The 18639-nt window shown below is 69.5% G+C and carries 16 protein-coding genes; 13 read left to right on the forward strand and 3 right to left on the reverse strand.

Annotated elements, in window-relative coordinates; genetic code table 11:
* Positions 1-38 precede the first annotated feature (38 nt).
* Positions 39-1025 (forward strand): tyrosine--tRNA ligase, encoded by a 987-nt coding sequence (locus EO776_RS14820; RefSeq protein WP_049932743.1) that lies wholly within the window; start codon positions 39-41, stop codon positions 1023-1025.
* Positions 1026-1049: 24 nt separating this feature from the next.
* On the opposite strand, the gene EO776_RS14825 is transcribed toward EO776_RS14820, so the two are convergent.
* Complete coding sequence (locus EO776_RS14825; protein WP_176455026.1) at positions 1050-1832, reverse strand: topoisomerase DNA-binding C4 zinc finger domain-containing protein; 783 nt, start codon at positions 1830-1832, stop codon at positions 1050-1052.
* A gap of 179 nt (positions 1833-2011) precedes the next feature.
* Positions 2012-4354: a DEAD/DEAH box helicase gene (locus EO776_RS14830; RefSeq protein WP_094520350.1), complete on the reverse strand. Its 2343-nt coding sequence runs from the start codon at positions 4352-4354 to the stop codon at positions 2012-2014.
* Positions 4355-4557: 203 nt separating this feature from the next.
* On the opposite strand from EO776_RS14830, the gene EO776_RS14835 reads away from it, so the two are divergent.
* The 8 genes from EO776_RS14835 to EO776_RS14870 all read left to right on the forward strand — a co-directional run bounded on the left by EO776_RS14835 (position 4558) and on the right by EO776_RS14870 (position 13239).
* Complete coding sequence (locus tag EO776_RS14835) at positions 4558-4920, forward strand: TRAM domain-containing protein (protein WP_049932746.1); 363 nt, start codon at positions 4558-4560, stop codon at positions 4918-4920.
* 126 nt (positions 4921-5046) lie between these two features.
* The gene (locus EO776_RS14840) at positions 5047-9612 is read left to right on the forward strand and encodes an LAGLIDADG family homing endonuclease (protein WP_100050517.1); all 4566 of its coding nucleotides are present in this window, start codon (positions 5047-5049) and stop codon (positions 9610-9612) included.
* On the forward strand, positions 9613-9906 hold the full coding sequence (locus EO776_RS14845) for a DUF7854 family protein (RefSeq protein ID WP_086215228.1): 294 nt from the start codon (positions 9613-9615) through the stop codon (positions 9904-9906). It abuts the gene before it with no gap.
* Between the two features lie 106 nt (positions 9907-10012).
* Positions 10013-10351 carry a DUF7855 family protein gene (locus EO776_RS14850; protein ID WP_049932754.1) on the forward strand — a complete coding sequence of 113 codons (339 nt, stop codon included), beginning with the start codon at positions 10013-10015 and terminating at the stop codon, positions 10349-10351.
* On the forward strand, positions 10348-10950 hold the full coding sequence (locus EO776_RS14855) for a DUF7856 family protein (protein WP_094520352.1): 603 nt from the start codon (positions 10348-10350) through the stop codon (positions 10948-10950). The genes EO776_RS14850 and EO776_RS14855 overlap by 4 nt, the downstream gene beginning before the upstream one ends.
* 56 nt (positions 10951-11006) lie before the next feature.
* Positions 11007-11825, forward strand: a complete 819-nt coding sequence (locus tag EO776_RS14860; protein WP_094520353.1) for a DUF7857 domain-containing protein — start codon at positions 11007-11009, stop codon at positions 11823-11825.
* A complete protein-coding gene (locus EO776_RS14865) occupies positions 11822-12472 on the forward strand; it encodes a MinD/ParA family ATP-binding protein (protein WP_049932764.1) in 651 nt (216 codons plus the stop codon). The genes EO776_RS14860 and EO776_RS14865 overlap by 4 nt, the downstream gene beginning before the upstream one ends.
* Positions 12473-12555: 83 nt before the next feature.
* Positions 12556-13239 (forward strand): peptidase, encoded by a 684-nt coding sequence (locus EO776_RS14870; RefSeq protein WP_100050518.1) that lies wholly within the window; start codon positions 12556-12558, stop codon positions 13237-13239.
* A gap of 27 nt (positions 13240-13266) precedes the next feature.
* Here EO776_RS14870 and EO776_RS14875 read toward each other — a convergent pair whose 3' ends face one another.
* Positions 13267-13566, reverse strand: coding sequence for a HalOD1 output domain-containing protein (locus tag EO776_RS14875; RefSeq protein WP_049932767.1), 300 nt, complete (start codon positions 13564-13566; stop codon positions 13267-13269).
* Between the two features lie 151 nt (positions 13567-13717).
* Here EO776_RS14875 and pheS point away from each other — a divergent pair, with 151 nt between their 5' ends.
* The 4 genes from pheS to EO776_RS14890 all read left to right on the forward strand — a co-directional run bounded on the left by pheS (position 13718) and on the right by EO776_RS14890 (position 18570).
* Complete coding sequence (pheS, locus tag EO776_RS14880; protein ID WP_049932768.1) at positions 13718-15250, forward strand: phenylalanine--tRNA ligase subunit alpha; 1533 nt, start codon at positions 13718-13720, stop codon at positions 15248-15250.
* Positions 15250-17013: a phenylalanine--tRNA ligase subunit beta gene (pheT, locus tag EO776_RS14885; RefSeq protein ID WP_094520355.1), complete on the forward strand. Its 1764-nt coding sequence runs from the start codon at positions 15250-15252 to the stop codon at positions 17011-17013. The genes pheS and pheT overlap by 1 nt, the downstream gene beginning before the upstream one ends.
* A gap of 118 nt (positions 17014-17131) precedes the next feature.
* The gene (locus EO776_RS19085) at positions 17132-17287 is read left to right on the forward strand and encodes a hypothetical protein (protein WP_155120046.1); all 156 of its coding nucleotides are present in this window, start codon (positions 17132-17134) and stop codon (positions 17285-17287) included.
* 314 nt (positions 17288-17601) lie between these two features.
* A complete protein-coding gene (locus EO776_RS14890; protein ID WP_129452463.1) occupies positions 17602-18570 on the forward strand; it encodes an IS1595 family transposase in 969 nt (322 codons plus the stop codon).
* Positions 18571-18639: the final 69 nt, after the last annotated feature.

The raw sequence follows: 18639 nt of genomic DNA on the forward strand, positions 1-18639 counted from the left end.
TCCAGAAGTCATATGTCCGGGAACGCACACTCGGAGGTATGGACGCTCACGAGCTGATCACCCGGAACGCGGCCGAGGTGGTCACCGAGTCGGAGATCGAGGCGCTGGCCGACGACCCCGAAGGAAAGCGGGCGTACGTCGGCTACGAGCCCTCGGGCGTGCTCCACATCGGTCACATGCTCACCGCGAACAAGCTCATCGACCTCCAGGAGGCGGGCTTCGAGGTTACGGTCCTCCTCGCGGACGTACACGCCTACCTCAACGACAAGGGGTCGTTCGAGGAGATCCGCCACACCGCCGAGCGGATGCGCGACCAGTTCATCGCCTACGGGCTCGACGAGTCGAACACGCAGTTCGTGCTCGGCTCGGACTTCCAGCTCGACGACGACTACACGCTCGACCTCCACGCCCTGGAGCTCGAGACCACCCTCGCGCGGGCCGAGCGGGCGATGGCCGAGATCAGCTCGGGCGACTCGGTGAAGGTGTCACAGGCCGTCTACCCGCTGATGCAGGCGCTCGACATCCCGTACCTCGGCGTCGACGTCGCGGTCGGCGGGATGGAGCAGCGGAAGGTCCACATGCTCGCGCGCGACGTGCTGCCGAGCATTGACCGCGAGCCGCCAACGAGCCTCCACACGCCGCTGATCGCCGACCTCGCGACCGGCCGCGGCAAGATGTCCTCCAGCGAGGGCGTCACCATCTCGATGGAGGACTCCCGCGAGGACATCGAGTCGAAGGTGAACGACGCCTACTGCCCGCCGACGGCAGATCCGGAGCCGACCGACGACGGCGCGGAGCGAGAGAACCCCGTCCTCCAGGTGTTCGAGTACCACGTCTTCCCGCGGTTCGACGCGGTCACCGTCGAGCGCCCGGAGGAGTACGGCGGAGACCTGGAGTACGACGCCTACGACGCCCTCGAAGCCGACTTGGAGTCGGGCGAACTCCACCCCGCGGACGCGAAGGGCGCGCTCGCCGAGTACCTCGACCGCCTCATCGCACCGGGCCGCCAGCAGCTCGCCGAGTAAGCCACCCCGCCGGGCGGAGCGCTGTTAGCCGTCTCCTTTCCCCGTGACCTCCGGCTTTTCGCCCGTCGCGCGGCCGTCGACCTCGCAGGTCCCGTCAAGACAACCCAGTCCGGCCGCCGTCTCGAAGACGGGGAGCCCGCAGTCGCACTCGTCGACGGCGACGCCCGCGGGGAACGAGAAGGTGGTGTCGCAGTCGGGATAGCGCTCGCAGCCGAGGTAAACGCGACCCGGCGCGGAGCGGACCCGGAGGTCCCCCTCGCAGTCCGGGCACTCCCAAGCGCCGTCGAACCGGTCGCTGACGGCCGCCTCCATCGGGTCGCACGCGGGGTCGAGACAGAGGTGGAACGGCTCGCCGCGCTCGACGCGGATCTTCGGGAGCCCGCAGTCGTCGCAGGTCGCGTCCGTGACGCTCGCGCCCGCCGGGAGCCCCCAGCGCGCCTCGCAGTCGAGACACGCCACGTCGCCGCGCGACCGCACGAGCGGGCCGCCGTCGTCGGGGCAGGTGCCGACCGGGACGCCCGCCTCCGTGACGGGGAGCGCCCGGCTGGCTGTCGCCTCCTCGGCGACGACGCGGAGCCGCCGCGATCCGTCGCGAGCGGTGACAGTGAACCCGTCGCCGTCACCCTCGACGACGACGCTCTCGGGGCGGGTGAGCCACGCGGCGGGCTGGTAGCCGTCAGCGTCGTGGACGAGCGTCGTGTCGTCGGGTTTGATCAGTACCACGACGCGGCCCCGATGGGTTCGGGTGCGGTCGCCGCGGTCGGTCACCTGACAGTCGCCTGCGAGCACGCGGAGTCGTTCCGGCATAGGGCGGGTGGCCGCGGAATGGGTGTTAAGCGGTCGTTCCGGGAGTTTAAGAGAGATGCCGGGCGGGTGGCGGTGAGAACGGGTGACGCGACGAGACGGCAGATCGCTCGAACGTCCCGGCCGCTCGTTGATAAGCGGATACCGACGGATCGCAAGATCGGATTCGGACGCCGGCGCGCCTACGCCACCCGGACCGTCCGCGTCGCCGTGACGGGCAACAGCGGGAGGTCCGGGAAGACGACCTCGACGACGAACTCCAGTTCGTCGGCGTCCGGCGGGCCGAACACGCCGACCGGGACCGTCGTCTCCCCGTCGAGGTACGTCGTCGTCGCGGTCATCTCCACGTCGTTGACGGTGACGCGGATCCCCGCGCGGGCGCTCCCCGAGACGGCCGCGACGGCGGCCTCGCACATCTCGTTCTCGCCGACCGCGATGCCGTCGGGGAACTCACCCCAGTCGACGTCGATCCGGGGGCAGTCGCGGGCGGCGTCGACGATCCGCTCCGCCACGGAGTCGCTCATCCCGGCGTTCGCCAGTTCCGCCGGACCGGCGTCGACGACGTCGGCCGGCGAGGTGAGCCCGGCGTCCGCGAGGCGCTCCGCGCGGCCGGAGCCGACCCCCTCGATCGCCGTGAGCGCGACCGCCTCGCGGGAGACGCCGTGTTCGACGCGCGCCTCCACGCGACGGGCGAGGTTGGCGGCGCGCGGGCCCGCGAACCGGTCGAGGAACTCCGCGAGCGCGGCGAGCAGGCGGAGCGCGTTCTGCCGGATCACCCACGCGTCGGAGCGGAGGTCGGAGGGGATCGAGTCGGCCATCCCCGCCAGCAGGATGGCGAACACCTTGCGGTGACCGTCCTCCAGGTCGGTGTCGCGGCCGTCGAGGATGCGGTCGACCGCGTCGGCCTCGGCCGAGCGCGCGGAGACGGAGTCGAACTCGCCCGCCGACGCGACGGTCTCTAACACGGCGTCGGCAGTCAGCGTCTCGCGCTCGGCGAGGCGCCGGAACCGGCGGGCGGTGTCGAGCCGGAGGTAGTACTTCGAGGCCAGCCGACCGAGGGCGGTCGGCTCGATCGCGAGGTCGTCGTCGGCCGCGACGAAGCCGTCGTCGACGAGCGATTCGAGGGTGTTCCGCACCCGGTCGCGGAGCGTCGAGAAGTCGTACTGGTCGGGCTTCGACTGCGCGCGAACGTAGTAGAACGTCGTCTCCAACCACGCCATCACGTCTTCGAGCCCGCGGATCGTCCCCATCGCGATCTCGGCGTTGAGGTGCGACTCGAGGTCGGCGGCGAGCCGCGACTCGATCGCCTTCCCCTCGCGCAGCAGTTTCCGGTACTTGTCCGCGTCGGCGCGGTCGCAGACCACCCAGCCGTACCCGACGTCGTCGTACTCCGGCCGACCGGCGCGCCCGAGCATCTGGAGCACGTCCAGCGGCGAGATGTCCGTCTCCCCCTCCAGCGGGTCGTGGTACTTCGTGTCACGGATGACGACGCAGCGAGCGGGGAGGTTCACGCCCCACGCGAGCGTCGACGTCGAGAAGAGGAACTTGATCTTCCCCTGTTTGAACCACTCCTCGACTCGGTCGCGGTCGTCCTTCCCGAGGCCGGCGTGGTGGAACCCGACGCCGTCGGTGACCGACTGGCGGAGCGTGTCGTTGGTGAGCTCTTTCGCCTCGTTGTGGAAGTCGTAGTCGTCGCGCGAGTCGATCGGGATGTCGCGTTCGGTGATCTCGTCGCGCGCCTTTTTCGCGGCTTGGACGGTGTCCTGCCGCGAGGAGACGAACACGAGCGTCTGTCCGTCCTCGCGGACGTGCGGCTCGGCGAGGTCGAGCGCGCGGTAGAGCCGGCGGTACTTGTCCGCGAACGCGTTCGAGCCGTGCGAGTACGTCTTCACGCCGGTCTCGAGGTCGACGGGACGGTACTCGTCGCCGAAAGCGTACGTCGTCTCCGCGGGCGCGTCGAGCCACTCCGCCACGTCGCCGATGTTCGGCATCGTCGCCGAGAGCGCGACCACGCGGGGGTCTTGGAGCCGGCGGAGCCGCGAGACGGTGACTTCGAGTACCGCGCCGCGCTTCTCGGAGTCGAGCAGGTGGACCTCGTCGATGACGACGCAGTCCACGTCGGTGATAAAGGAGTACCGCGCCGAGTCGTGTTTCCGCGTCGCGCTGTCGGCCTTCTCCGGCGTCGTCACCAGCACGTCCGCGCGCTCGGCGCGGCGGGGGTTCAACTCGCGCTCGCCGGAGACGACGTACACGGAGTAGCCGAGATCCTCGAAGCGCTCCCACTCGCTCTCCTTCTCGTTCGTGAGCGCCCGCAGCGGCGCGACGAAGAGCGCGGTCCCGCCCGCGGCGAGCGTCTTACAGATGGCGAGCTCCGCGAGCGCCGTCTTCCCGGAGGCGGTCGGCGCCGACGCGACCACGTTGTGGTCGGTCTCCAAGATCCCCGGCAGCGCCTCCCGCTGCATCCGGTTGAACTCGTCGAACCCGAAGGCCTCCGCGAACTCCGGCACCGCGTCCGCGACCTTCACGGCACACCACACCCGTGCGCGAGTCGTCGGGAACCGCGGCTGTGTCGCATCGGATCGAGAGGGGGGCTTCGAGGGCAAAGGCGTTTCTCATGCGGGCGCGGCGGGACTCGGGCCGCGCGAGCGGCGAGATGTCGAGGTCGCCGAGCGCCGAAGCGTCGCCGCGGACCCACACCGTTTAGGCGACCGCGGTCGACCGCACGGGTATGATCCCCTCGTCGCCGCTCGTCGTCGGTGCGGGCGTCGCGGTCGCGCTATTCGCGCTGTTCGCGGTCGCCCGTCGGCTCCGCGGCCCGTCGACGGAGGCGCGCGAGTCGAAACGCGCTCACGAGGCGGCCCAGGAACGCGAACCGCCGGTCGAGATCGGCGAGACGTACGAGTTCGGCGTCACCGAACTCACCGACCACCACTCGGGGAACGAGGTCGCCGTCGGCAAGGTGGAGGGATTCGTCCTCTTCACCGAGGACATCCCGAGCGGGCTCGAACCCGGCGACGTGATCCGCGCGAAGGTCCTCTCGTTCAACGAGGGGCGCACCTCCGCCGACGCGACCTTCGTCGGGCGGGCGTAGTTCGGTCGGTTGGGGCGCGGTCGCCGCCGAGTCGGCCGGCGCGACGACGCCGGACGCCGCACCCGAGGCGACCACGTCCGCCCCGAACCGGAGGTTGATACGTGATGGTGACGAAGAGGTGTCGCAATGGCTCAGGCCGGCACCCAGGACCTCACGGAGCGGTTCATTCAGTTCTATCGCAACTACTACCGGGAGGAGATCGGACAGCTCGCCCAACGGTACCCCAACGAGCAGCGCTCGCTGTACGTCTCCTACGACGACCTCTTTCAGTTCGACCGCGACCTCGCCGAGGACTTCCTGAACAAGCCGGAACAGATGCGCGAGTACGCCGAGGAGGCGCTACGGCTCTATGACCTCCCCGCCGACGTCAGCCTCGGCCGCGCGCATGTCCGCATCGAGGACCTCCCCGATAGCGTCGACATCCGCGGTATCCGCGTCCACGACGACCATATCGGGAAGCTCGTCTCGATTCAAGGGATCGTTCGTAAGGCCACCGACGTACGCCCGAAGGTGACGGAGGCCGCCTTCGAGTGCCAGCGCTGCGGCACCATGACGTACATCCCGCAGTCCGACGGTGGCTTCCAAGAGCCCCACGAGTGCCAGGGCTGCGAGCGACAGGGCCCGTTCCGCGTCAACTTCGATCAGTCCGAGTTCGTCGACTCACAGAAGCTCCGTATCCAAGAGTCGCCCGAGGGGCTCCGCGGCGGCGAGACGCCCCAGTCGCTGGACGTCGACATCGTCGACGACATCACCGGGAAAGTGAGCCCCGGCGACCACGTTACCTGCGTCGGTATCCTCCACATCGAGCAGGTCGAACAGGGCAACGAGAAGTCCGCCATCTTCGACCTGTACATGGACGGCGTCTCCATCGCCATCGAGGACGAGGAGTTCGAGGACATGGACATCACCGAGGCGGACAAACGCGACATCATCGAGCTCTCCGAGCGCGACGACATCTACGAGGCGATGGTGGGTTCGATCGCGCCCGCCATCTACGGGTATGAAGAGGAGAAGCTCGCGATGATCCTCCAGCTGTTCTCCGGCGTGACGAAGCATCTCCCCGACGGGTCGCGGATTCGGGGCGACCTGCACATGCTCCTGATCGGTGACCCCGGCACGGGTAAGTGTCTTAAATTTGATACCAATGTGACACTTGCTGATGGACGAGAAGTTCCGATAGGCGATCTCGTCGAGGACAATCTCGATGATCCGAAACCGATCGACGACGGCGTCTTCGACGAGGTCGATTTCGAAGTACCCTCGCTACAGTCGGGCGGAACGATCGGATCCGCGCGAGCGACGAAAGTCTGGAAGCGGGAGGCTCCCGAGACAATGTATCGTGTCGAGACTGCCTCCGGCATGGAACTGGAGGTGACGCCGTCGCATCCGCTGTTCGTTCAGACTGGTGCCGGACACGTTCCGCGGCGTGCGGATGAACTCGACGTCGGTGACCGTGTGGCCGTCGCATCGCGCGCTGCCACAGATGGCGGTATCGCCGTGTCTGGTAGTCAGAACACCTCGGTCGTAGAGGAAGTCCGATGGGACTCGATCGAGTCCATCAAACGGGTCGAATCCGATGAAGACTGGGTCTACGATCTCGAAGTGGAGAGAACGCACAACTACGTCTCGAACGGGGTCGTCTCTCACAACTCCCAGATGATTTCGTACGTCGAGAACATCGCACCGCGGTCCGTCTACACCTCTGGGAAGGGATCGTCGGCGGCCGGCCTTACAGCTGCAGCCGTGAGAGACGACTTCGGCGACGGCCAGCAGTGGTCGCTCGAAGCCGGCGCTCTCGTCCTCGCGGACAAGGGAATTGCGGCAGTTGACGAGCTCGACAAAATGGACTGCGTCACGGGCGACGCGCTGGTCTCGCTCGCGGACGGCCGCGTCGAGCGCATCGACGAACTGGCGCGGGAGGCCGCCGAAGACGGAGATGTCGAGGAACTCTCGAACGGACGCCATATCCGCGACGTCGACCTCGACGTCTGGTCGATGGACGAGGACGGGAACCTCGTCGAACGGTCCGTCTCCGCGGTCCACGAGTACGACGCGCCGTCGGAGCTGACCCGAGTGACGACGGAGACCGGCGAGTCGCTGACTGCGACCGCCGACCACCCGTTCTTCGTCCTCGACGACGGGGAGCGTGTCGAGCGCGAGGCGGCCGCCCTCGACGGGGGCGACTGGGTGTACGTCCCTCGCGAGATTCCGACGAAGGCGGCGGACGGCGGAGCGGTGGCTGCGAGCGGTGGAAATGGGCCAGCGGCCGAGCCCGGCGACGGGGAGAGCGTCGACGCCGCGATGGCGAGCGTCCTCGGATACCTCTCCGGCGACGGGAACGTCTACTACGACCGCGACGAGGGCGTCTACGGCATTCGGTTCACCAACACGGACGACGACCTCTTAGACGACTTTGAACGCGCGGCGCGCGAGGCGTTCGACGCGGAGCCGGTCCGCCCGCCGAGCGAACGGCGCGACGGCGGCGTCGAGACGGTCCGCGTCACCGGGAAGGAACACGCCGACGCCGTCCTCAACGCGGGGATGAACCTCGGCCGGTACGACGAGAAGTGCTTCCCGACTCCCGTTTCGACCGGAAGCCGCGCGGCGAAGGCCGCGTTCGTCCGGGCGCTCGCCGACAGCGAAGGCCACGTCGACGAGTCGGCCGGAAACGTTCGGATAGCGTCGGCGAGTCGGGACCTGCTCCGCGGCACGCGGAACCTCCTCTTAGGGTTCGGCGTGTCGAGCCAGCTCCAGTACCGCGAGCGAGACGGCGGTCGCGACGTGTACTACCTCACGGTGACCGACGCGGATTCGCTCGCGGCGTTCCGGCGCTTCGTCGGATTCACGGCCACCCGGAAGGCCGAAGCCCTCGACCGCGTCGTCGATTCGGCCGACGGCGGCCGAACGATCCTCGACGTGGTCCCGGAGGTCGGCGACGCGCTCGCGCGGTCTCGCGAGTCGCTCCGGCTTCACCAGCGCGAGTGCGGGCTCGACGCGGTCACGTACCACGACTTCGAGAGCGGGACTGCGAACGTCTCGCTCCACCGCGCCGACCGGATACTCTCGGCGTTCGAGGATCGGCGTGAACGCGCGACCGAAGACGTGGACGCGCTCGACGCGACGGCGGCGTGGGAGACGCTCTCGGAGCTTCGGCACCGATACCACGTCTCGCAGTCCGAGCTTGCCGAAGGGACGGCGCTGTCCCAACAGCAGATTTCCCGCGAATGGGGCGAACGCGACGAGGTCCGCCGGACGGTGACCGAGCGGCTCCGAGAGATTCTCACCGGAGTCGGGGAGACCGACCTCGACGACCTCCGCGATTTCGTCCGCGGCGACGTGAAGTGGCGTCGGGTCGAGTCGGTCGAAACCGTTCCGCCGGAGTCGACCGAACACCGCGGCGAGGTGCTCCGACAGCGGCTCGCAGACGTCATCGAGGGACCGGTCGAGACGGCCGAAGAGCGCGCTCGCGACCTGCTCGACCGCGGTCCGGTCGGCGAGACGCGATCGGAGCTGTCGGCGGCGCTGGACGCGTACGGCGTCGGTCAGTCGGACGTGGCGTCGAGGCTCGACGTGACGCAGGCGACCGTCTCCCGCTGGCTGTCCGGCGCCGTCGAGACCGACCGGCTCGACGACGTGCGTGAGGCGGTCGTGGAGGAGGTAAACGCCGTGAAGGCGGAACTGCGGTCGATACTGGCGCGGATCGAGGACGGCGAGCGACCCCGGGTGTACGACCTGACCGTCGAGGAGACGCACAACTTCGTCGCGAACGGGCTCGTCGTCCACAACTCCTCGGACCGCTCCGCGATGCACGAGGGGCTCGAACAGCAGAAGATCTCCGTCTCGAAGGCGGGGATCAACGCGACGCTGAAGGCGCGGTGTTCCCTGCTCGGCGCCGCGAACCCCAAGTACGGCCGGTTCGACCAGTACGAGCCGATCGGCGAGCAGATCGACTTGGAGCCGGCGCTGATCTCGCGGTTCGACCTCATCTTCACCGTGACGGACAGCCCGGACCCGGAGCACGACTCCCGGCTGGCGAAACACATCATCAAGACGAACTACGCCGGCGAGCTCAACACCCAGCGCGAGGAGCTGGCGAGCTCGGAGTTCACCTCCGAACAGGTGGCGGAGGTGACCGAGGAGGTCGCGCCGGAGATCGACTCCGAGCTTCTCCGCAAGTACATCGCCCACGCGAAGCGGTCCTGCTTCCCGACGATGACGGAGGAGGCGAAGGAGGTGATAGAGGAGTTCTACGTCGACCTGCGCTCGAAGGGCGCCGACGAGGACGCGCCCGTGCCGGTCACCGCCCGGAAGCTGGAGGCGATGGTGCGGCTCTCCGAGGCGAGCGCGCGGGTACGGCTCTCGGACACCGTCGAGCGCGAGGACGCGGACCGCGCGACGGACATCGTCGAGTCCTGTCTCAAGGACATCGGCGTCGACCCGGAGACGGGCCAGTTCGACGCCGACGTGGTCGAGACGGGCACGTCGAAGAGCCAGCGCGACCGCATCAAGAACATCAAGGGGCTCATCGCCGACATCGAAGAGGAGTATCAGGAGGGCGCGCCCGTCGAGGAGGTGCTCGACCGCGCGGGCGAGATCGGGATGGACCAAGGAAAGGCGGAGGGAGAGATCGAGAAGCTCCGCACGAAGGGCGAAGTGTACGAGCCCAAGCAGGGCCACCTCCGGACGACGTAGATGGACCGGATCTCCGCGATACGGAACGTCGAGGACGCGCTCCGCGAGTTCGAGGACGGCGACGCCGACCTCGCGGCCACCGAGCGTCGCGTCGCGGCCGTGCTCCGGACGTACGCGACCGAGTTCGACGGTGAGGGCGACGTGTTCCGCGCGGTGGGGGACGACCCGGTCGACGGCACCGTGGTCGTCGCGCCCTCTGAACCGGCCGCGCGCGAGCGCGTCCTCGCGGCCAGCGGGGTCGACGACGCACCGGACGGCGGGGAGGAGCCCGCGTTCGACGTCGAGCGGTTCTAGTTACTGACCCCGGCCCCGCGGACGCTGAATCGATCCGGCGTCACTGACGCCGACTGAAACGTTCCGGTCCGGAACGGATATATTTCAAAATCGACCACCGGCGGGCGTGCTGCTGGTCGTGACGTACTCGGCGGCCGCCAGGACCGGCCTCCGAAACCTCTGTCGTCGCCACGAGTCGGTCGTCGCGCGGCGGTTCGGTCGCGCCGCGCTGCTCAACGAGACGGAGTACGCGGCGTTCCTCGCGCTGCGGCTGCGGGAGTCGCACGGCGGGGACGTACAGATAGAGCGCACCGAACCGTTCAACGAGTTCGTCGCCGTCGACGACGCGGTCCGAGAGGCGGCCGCGGCCTACGCCGACCGGTCCGCGAAGTCGACGCCGTACGCCGCCTTCGCGGCGGGGACGGACCACCCGGACCCGGACGCGATGCGCGGCAGAGAGCTGTGACCGGGGCGAGGTCGACGCAGTCGGGGTCGAACCGAGAGGACAGCGAGGACGGGCCGAACGTCGTCAGAGGGTGTCCCGCTCCGGGCGAGGTTCTCGGACGACTCCCCGCCGACGCCGGGCTCCGGCGACAGCTCGCGGCGGCCGCGCGCTCGCGGGGGCGGACCGCGTCCGTCGCGGGAGAGATCGCGGACATCGAGGCGGAGCTCGCGGGGATCGAGGTCGAACCGGTCGACCTGACGGCGGCGCGGCGGCGGGTCGCCGAGGCGACCGGAGAGATCGAGCGGCTGAAAGAGCGGGTCGCGGCGCTGCGGGGCGACGTGCGAGCGCGCCGCGAACTCGCCGAGGCGATGTATCCCGAGTTCCGACGCGCGCTCGCGGTCGTTCCGAGCGGCGATCCGAGCGCGGCCGGGACGGGACCGGGCGCGTACGACGGAGACCCGGTCGCGGCGTCGCTCGCGGCCGTCAGGACCGCGGCGCTCGACGGACCGGTCGAGCTGCGCGGCAGCGCGGCGCGGCGGATCGAGGAGTCGGGGCGGAGCCCGCGGTCACTCCTTCGGACGGCCGATGTTCGCTTTCGAGGCGCGCGCGACGGGCGCTGAACCCGACGGGGGCGGGTTCGCCTGAGCGTTAAATACGATTCCGCGGGACCCGGCGCATGGAACTCGACTGGTCCGTCGACCGCGAGGGGGACGCGTCGCTCGTCGGTTTTCGGGTGCGCAACGACGGGGCGGTCCCGCGGCGTGTTCGGATGGAGAGCCGGCTGAACGGTCCGCTGCTCTCGCCGCGGCGCGGCGGCGTCCCCGAAGCCGGGTGGGACGCAGCGGGTGTGACCGCGGTACTCGACCCGGGCGAGCGCGCGGCGTTCGGGTTCGCCGCGCTCGCCGACCCCGTCGACCCGCCGGTCGAGATCGCGAACGTCGAGCCCGTGTCGTCGGACGCCGACGAGGCCCACGAGACGGCCGCAGGCGGGACCGACCTCGCACGGGCGGCGGTCCGGGACCTCGAATCGTATCGGCCGCCGCGCGCCGCCGTGGACGGAGCGGAAGGGCGCCACGGGACCCCGGACGCGGGCGGCGACGCGGGGGCCTCCGGTTCGGAGGGGCACTTGCCGGGCCGGGAGGATGCCGAGGGCGACGGCGACGCGGAGAGAGTCGCGGCGCGAGTCGAGCGCGACCCGGACCAGTCAGCTACGCCCGAGTCACCGCGGCGAAGTGCGGCCGGTGGCGGCGTCGACGCGTGGTTCGTGGCCGTCGAGGCGCGGATCGAACGGGCGGAGCGCCTGACCGACGCCGACCTCGCGGCGGCGACGACGGTCGTCGAGGAGGTCGACGGCCTCGACGGGGTCGGAGCGCTCGACGAGCACGTCGCGGCCGACGCCGAGCGGCTGCGGGCGGTCCGCGACCGCGCCGCGGCGCTGGCGGACCGCGCCGAGGAGAGCGAGATCCGGGTCGAGGCGCTGGAGGCGCTGGCGTGATCCTCGCGGTTGCGGGCGGGAAAGGCGGCGTGGGGAAGACGACGCTCGCGTACAACGTCGCCGCCGCGCTCGACGCCGTCGTCGTCGACGCGGACCTCGGGATGGCGGACCTGCCTGACGGCCGCGGCCCCGACCTCCACGACGTGCTCGCCGGCGCGGCGGCCCCGACGGAGGCGCTCCGTCCCGGCCCGGTCGACATCGTCCCGTGCGGGCGGACGCTGGCGGGCGCTCGGGCGGCCGACCTGACGCGGTTGGCGGAGGCGGTCGCCGCGGTCGAGCGCGAGTTCGGGACGGTCGTCGTCGACTGTCCCGCCGGACGCCGCGCCGACGCCGGCGTGCCGCTCGCGGTCGCGGACGCCTGCCTCCTCGTCGTCTCGCCGCGCGCGTTCGCGCTCGCCGACGCGATCCGGACGCGAGAGCTGGCCCGGGAACTCGACGCCGGGTTGGTCGGCTGCGCGGTCAACCGCGTGACCGAGCCGCCGCCGGTCGACCCGATCGGTGACGCGCTCGGGGCGCCCGCGGAGGTCGTCCCGGCCGACCCCCGCGTCGGCCGCTCGGTGGCGACGGAGCGGCCGGTCACGACCGCCGCGCCCGAGAGCGAGGCCGCCGCGGCGGTCCGGGCGCTCGCGCGACGCGTTCCGGAGTGAACGCCGGAGGGGGGCGCCGCCGTCGCGACGGGCCCGGCGCGACATCGGGCCTTTTTACCTCGGGCGTGCCCTCAGCGAGGACGATGATCGGAGTCGCGTTCGTCGTCGGCGTCGCGGTCGTCGCCGCGCTCGCGGTCGCCGTGGGGCCGCTGTACGCGGCCGACCGGTTCCGCGACCTGCGGGAACCGACGGACGCGGAGCGAGCGCAGATCGTGGCGCTGGCGGAACCGGGCGGACTCGCCGTCGAGCGCGTCGCGATCGAAGCCGTCGACGGCGCGGGCGGGGACGGCGCCCCAGCCGACGGTCCCGCTGAGGTGTCGGTCCGGGGACCGCCCCGTAGACGGGTGCTGTTCCTCACCGAAGACGTGTTGACCGACCTCGACGAGGACGCCGCAGTCGGGCTGTTCGCGGCGGAGGCCGGCCGCGTGACGACGTACTACGCCGAGTTCCGCGCCGTCGCCGTCGGCGCCGTGCTTGGGGCGCTGGCCGCGGTCGTCACGACCCTCGTCCCCTTCGAGTCCGGGTTCGCCGCGCTCGTCGCCGTGGGGCTCGTTTCTTTCTGGGCCGGTCGGCGGGTCCAGTACGCGGCGGACGCCCGCGCCGCGGACGCGGTCGGCGCCGACCGCGTCGCCGACGCGTTCGAGCGCGTCGCGGAGCGCCGCGGCGTCGAGCCGGAGACCGGCGACTGGTCGACGTGGTTCGAGGTACAGCCCGCGCTCGGGGATCGGGTCGCGCGGCTCCGCGAGCGGGCTGCCGACGCGGAGTAACGAGTGAAGGGACCGAGGCGGCCGGGGTCAGTTCCCCGAGCGCTGAGCGACGGCGGAGTCGGGGCCGACGCGGACGTCGTAACCCGCGACGGTGAGGGAGACGTCGGCGTCGGACCGCCCGGCGACGAGCGAGTTCAGCGCGTCGGGGTCGACGTGTTCGTACAGTACCACGCCCTCCTCGGGGAGGTCCGCCGGATCGACGCCGGCGAGATCAGCTATCGCTTCGACGACGGCGAGACTGGGACTGGGACCGCTGCCCCCGTGACGGACGCGCGCCCGCTCCGGAACCGAACCGGAGCCGCTCGATTCGGCCGTTACGCTGCTCATACCCCCTAGAGGCGGATATCATACATAAATCAGTCGTTCAATTTATCATATATGATGCCTTGCCCGCGACAGAGTCACTGAACCGGGAGCCGGGCGCGTCTCGGTCCCGGAACCGTTACCAACCAGCCGCACGCGTGTAGAGACAACTCGAATGCGACTCCCGGAACGACAGCTCGCGGTCCTCGAGGCCGCGAGCGCGACGGACGAACGAACGGTGGCAGAGATAGCCGCGGAGACCGACCTGAAGCCGGAGACGGTGGCCGGCGCGGCCTTCGACCTCGCCGACGAGGGGCTCGTCGAGGTCGGCTCGGTGACCGACCGGACGCTCGCGCTCACCGACGAGGGGCGGCGCTACGTCGACGAGGGGCTACCCGAGACGCGGCTCTACCGCGCCGGCCGCGACGCGGGGGCCGACGCCGACTCGGTCTCGATGGGCGCAGTCATCGGTGAGGCGGCGTTGGACGGTCCGGAGGTCGACATCGCGCTCGCGAACTTCGCGCGGAAGGGGTACGGGAGCGTCGACGGCGGCGAGCTCTCGGTCGACCCCGACGCCGATCCCGACGACGCCGAGGCGACGGCGCTCGCGGCGCTCGCGGAGGCCGACGCCGACGGGGAGAGTCTCGACGGGGACGCCCTCGACGTTGACGAGGCCGTGATCGATCGGCTCGACTCGCGCGGGCTGATCGCGGTCGGCGAGTCCGTCACGCGGACGGTCCGGCTCACAGACGAGGGCGTCGACGCGCTGATGACCGGCGTGGAGGCGACCGAGACGGTCGGGGCGCTCACGCCTGAGCTCCTCGCCAGCGGCGAGTGGCGGGACGCCGAGTTCGCCGCGTACAACGTCGAGGCGGAGGCGGAGACGGCCCGCGGCGGTCGCAAGCACGTCCTCCGTCGGACCGCCGACCGCGTGAAGGACGTCCTCGTCGGCATGGGGTTCCAAGAGATGGAGGGCCCGCACGCCGACGCCGACTTCTGGATCAACGACTGCCTGTTCATGCCGCAGGACCACCCTGCCCGGACCCACTGGGACCGGTTCGCGCTCGACGTGGACCGCATGGAGTCGATTTCGGACGAACTGATGGCCCGCGTCGAGTCGGCCCACCGCGACGGGTGGGGCGACGACGGCGACGGCTACCACTCGCCGTGGTCGGAGGAGTTCGCCCGCGAGGTCGCCCTCCGCGGACACACCACGTCGCTGTCGATGCGATACCTCTCCGGGGTTGCCGGCGCGGAGCTGGAGCCGCCGCAGCGCTACTTCTCGGTCGAGAAGGTGTACCGCAACGACACCCTCGACCCGACGCACCTCCTGGAGTTCTTCCAGATCGAGGGGTGGGTGATGGCCGAGGACCTCTCGGTGCGCGACCTGATGGGCACCTTCGAGGAGTTCTACCGGCAGTTCGGGATCACGGACATCCGGTTCAAGCCGCACTACAACCCGTACACCGAACCCTCCTTCGAGCTGTTCGGGGAACACCCGGAGACGGGCGAGGAGATCGAGATCGGCAACTCCGGCGTGTTCCGGGAGGAAGTCACCGGCCCCCTCGGCGTCGACTGCGACGTGATGGCGTGGGGGCTCGCCTTAGAGCGGCTCGCGATGCTCACCACCGGCGCGGAGGACATCCGCGACCTCCACGGGACGCTCGCGGACATCGAGTTCCTGCGGGACGCGGAGGTGAGCTACTGATGCCCGTCGTCGACGTCGACCCGGACGAGCTCCGCGAGCTCACCGGTCACGAGGAGAAAGACGACGAGGAGCTGAAGGCGGACCTGTTCGGGCTCGGCCTGGAGTTCGAAGGCGAGACCGACGACGGCATGTACCAGTTCGAGTTCGCGCCCGACCGGCTCGACCGTCTCTCCGTCGAGGGGGTCGCCCGCTCGCTGCGCTACCACTACGGCGACGCGCGAGGCGTCTACGTGCCGAACACGAACGACCCCGAGTGGAGGATCGAGGTCGACGAGTCGGTGCCCGACGAGCGCCCGTACGTCACCGGCGCGGTGGTCCGCGGCCTCGACCTCGACGAGGCGGCGCTGGAGTCGCTGATCCAGCTCCAAGAGAAGCTCCACGCGACGATGGGACGGGGGCGCGCGAAGGGCGCCATCGGCATCCACGACCTCGCGATGGTGAAGGGCGCGCCGCTCCAGGAGGGCGCAGAACCGTCGATCACCTACCGCGGCGTCGACCCCGAGGGCGACACGTTCGTCCCCCTCGACGCGAACGACGAGCTGAGCCCGGCCGCGGTGCTGGAGGAGCACGCCACGGGCGAGACGTACGCCGACCTCGTCACGGACCTCGATCGCTACCCGGCGATCTACGACGAGCTCGGGCTGTTCTCGTTCCCGCCGGTGATAAACGGGAAGCGCACCGAGGTGACGACGGGGTCCCGCGAGCTGCTCGTCGAGCTCACGGGCACCGACCAGTGGACTATCGACCGGATGTGTAACATCATCTGTTACGCCCTGTCGGCCCGCGGCGCGACGATCGAGGAGGTCGAGGTGAACTACGCCGACGGCGCGACGCACCCGAGCGAGTACGGCGCGGAGCTCGTCCGGCCGAACCTCGACGTCGATGAGAAGACGGTGTCGCACGAGCGGATCGAGACGCTGCTCGGCGTCGACTTCGAGCCCGAGGAGGTCGTCGACTGCTTCGAGCGCGCCGGACTGGACGCCTCGTACACGCTCGGCGAGGACGTCCGCTACGAGGTGGAGATCCCGCCGTACCGCGTCGACGTGCTCCACCCCCTCGACCTCGTCGACGACGTGGGGCGCGCGTACGGCTTCGACAACCTGACGCCGCGCTACCCCGACGTGGGCACCGTCGGCGGGCGCCACGAGCGCTCCCGGCTGGAGGACGCGGTCCGTACGAGTCTCGTCGGGCTGGGCTTCGAGGATCTGCTGAACTTCCACATGACGAGCGGGACCGAGAACTACGACCGGATGCGGATCGAACCGGGCACGGGCGGCGCCGCGGTCGGAGACGGCGACGGGGTATTCGGCGGCGGCTCCCCCGTCGAGATCACCGAGCCGTACAGCGAGGAGTACACCCAGCTCCGAACGTGGGCCCTCCCGTCGCTCGTCATGCTGTTGGAGCGGAACACCCACAACGCCTACCCGCAGGACGTCGCCGAGGTCGGCTTCGTCGCCGAGCGCGACGACGACGCGGACACGAACGTCGCCGAGTCGCGGCACGTCGCCGGCGCGGTCGCCCGGCGCGACGCCTCCTATGAGGCCGCGAAAGGCCAGCTTCAGGCGCTGTGCGACGACTTCGACGCCGACCTAGCGACACCCCGAGTCGAGCATCCGACGTTCATCGATGGCCGCGCCGCCGCGGTCGTGATCGACGGTGAACGCGTCGGCGTGATCGGTGAGATCCATCCCGCGGTACTCGTCGAGCACGATTTGGAGGTGCCGGTCGCCGCCTTCGAGTTCGACCTCGACGCGCTGCGGTAGACTCTCGACCGGATCACGTACCGACGCCGGACTTTCCGTTCGGTCGGTTCTATCACGGATTATCACGGAGAGTGGCTGGAGCAGAAGACATATATTCCCCTTAGCGCAGTTCCCGAGCATGGACTGCGAGAGATGCGGCGTCGACGCCACACTCACGCACCGGGACGTCGACGGGTTCGCGTACTACCTGTGTGAGGCCTGTATCGGCGGGTGGGACGCGGTTCGGACGCGATCGCCCGAGGCTTCGGACGAGAGTCGCTCGGCCGCGCAGTAGGCCCGAGCACCGGGTCGGCGGCGCGCGGTGACGCCGGGGGGACGCTCGCCAGCGAGAGCGACGCGCAGTAACCCCGACGAGATGCGTGCCCGCGAGAGCGACGCGCGCAGAGTGATCAGTAGGATCGAAACGGAAGGCGGTGATCGGGCCGTCCCCCCACCGCTTCTCGGCAGGGAGCACGCCGACGCGGGGGAATGATCCCTCGACGTGGTCGATGACGGGATCAATTGTGTGTTGCGAAATCTAGCTCTGACGCTCTTCAGTAGACTGGCGGAACCAGGAGCATTAGTGCCTCTGGCCCGGCAAAAACGGGTATGTATGAAGACCGTCCTGCCTTCGGCCAGAGGCTATCAGAACTTGCGGAACTTGGGGTAATAGAATTTCGGGCCGAGCCGCTCGACGCCATCGTCGAGCGGCGTCTCAAGACGATCTGGGAAGAACGCTCCTGTCCACACTGCGGCGCAGACAACCTCCACGCTCTCAACGGCTCTGACCGCATCTGGTGTGGCCGCTGTGACTGGAAAACCACGTACACGCGAGGGACACCCTTCTACGATTCGGAACTCACCCCAGGTGAGTTCCTCATCGCCTTCATCCTCTACGCTGATACACTCCTCAGCATTACCCAAATCGCTGAACTCCTCTCACCGTGTTACACGACGCTTCACGACCAGCTCAGAGAGTTTGAAACCGCGTTCTGTCGGGGATTTCCGACTGTCTGGGAGCGCATCTCCCAGACAGTCGATGGGCCAACACAGGTCGATGAAACACAGCAGGTGTGTTCGGGCTTCAAAGGCCAAGATCCGCCGCGGGAGGGACTCAACCGCGGCGGGTCGCCCGAGGGTGGACGTACCCGCTGGACAGGGGATCAGGGTGACGAACTGACGCTCGTCGCGGCGTGCCGCGACGTGCTTCGCGTGGTCTCAGCTCAGGAAGGAAGCGACTATGAAGATGACCTTGGGCCAGTTATCGAGGAAGCAGACGACCTCTCCCAGCCGCTGGGAGAGGTCTGGACCGATGGACTGCCAGCTTACCGAGGCATGGAGCACGATCACCAATACGTTGTCCACGACGAGAGGTACGTCTCCGACAAAGGCGTCCACACGAACCAGGTAGAGTGTCTCTGGTCACTGCTCCAACCGTGGTTGGCGAAGTTCCGCGGCCTGTCCAAGCAGGGCTTGGAACAGGCCGCTCGGACCTACGGCTTCCTCCGGTCACTGAACCTTACTGGGGCACCGATCCACAGTCTCGTGGACTGTATCGCTGTCAATGTATTCCGCTAGTTCCGCCAGTCTACCGAAGAGCGTCCAGGCAAGCCGTCTGAGCGATGCCATATCGCCAGACGGCGTCCA

The organism is Halorubrum ezzemoulense (assembly GCF_004126515.1).
Lineage (GTDB): Archaea > Halobacteriota > Halobacteria > Halobacteriales > Haloferacaceae > Halorubrum > Halorubrum ezzemoulense.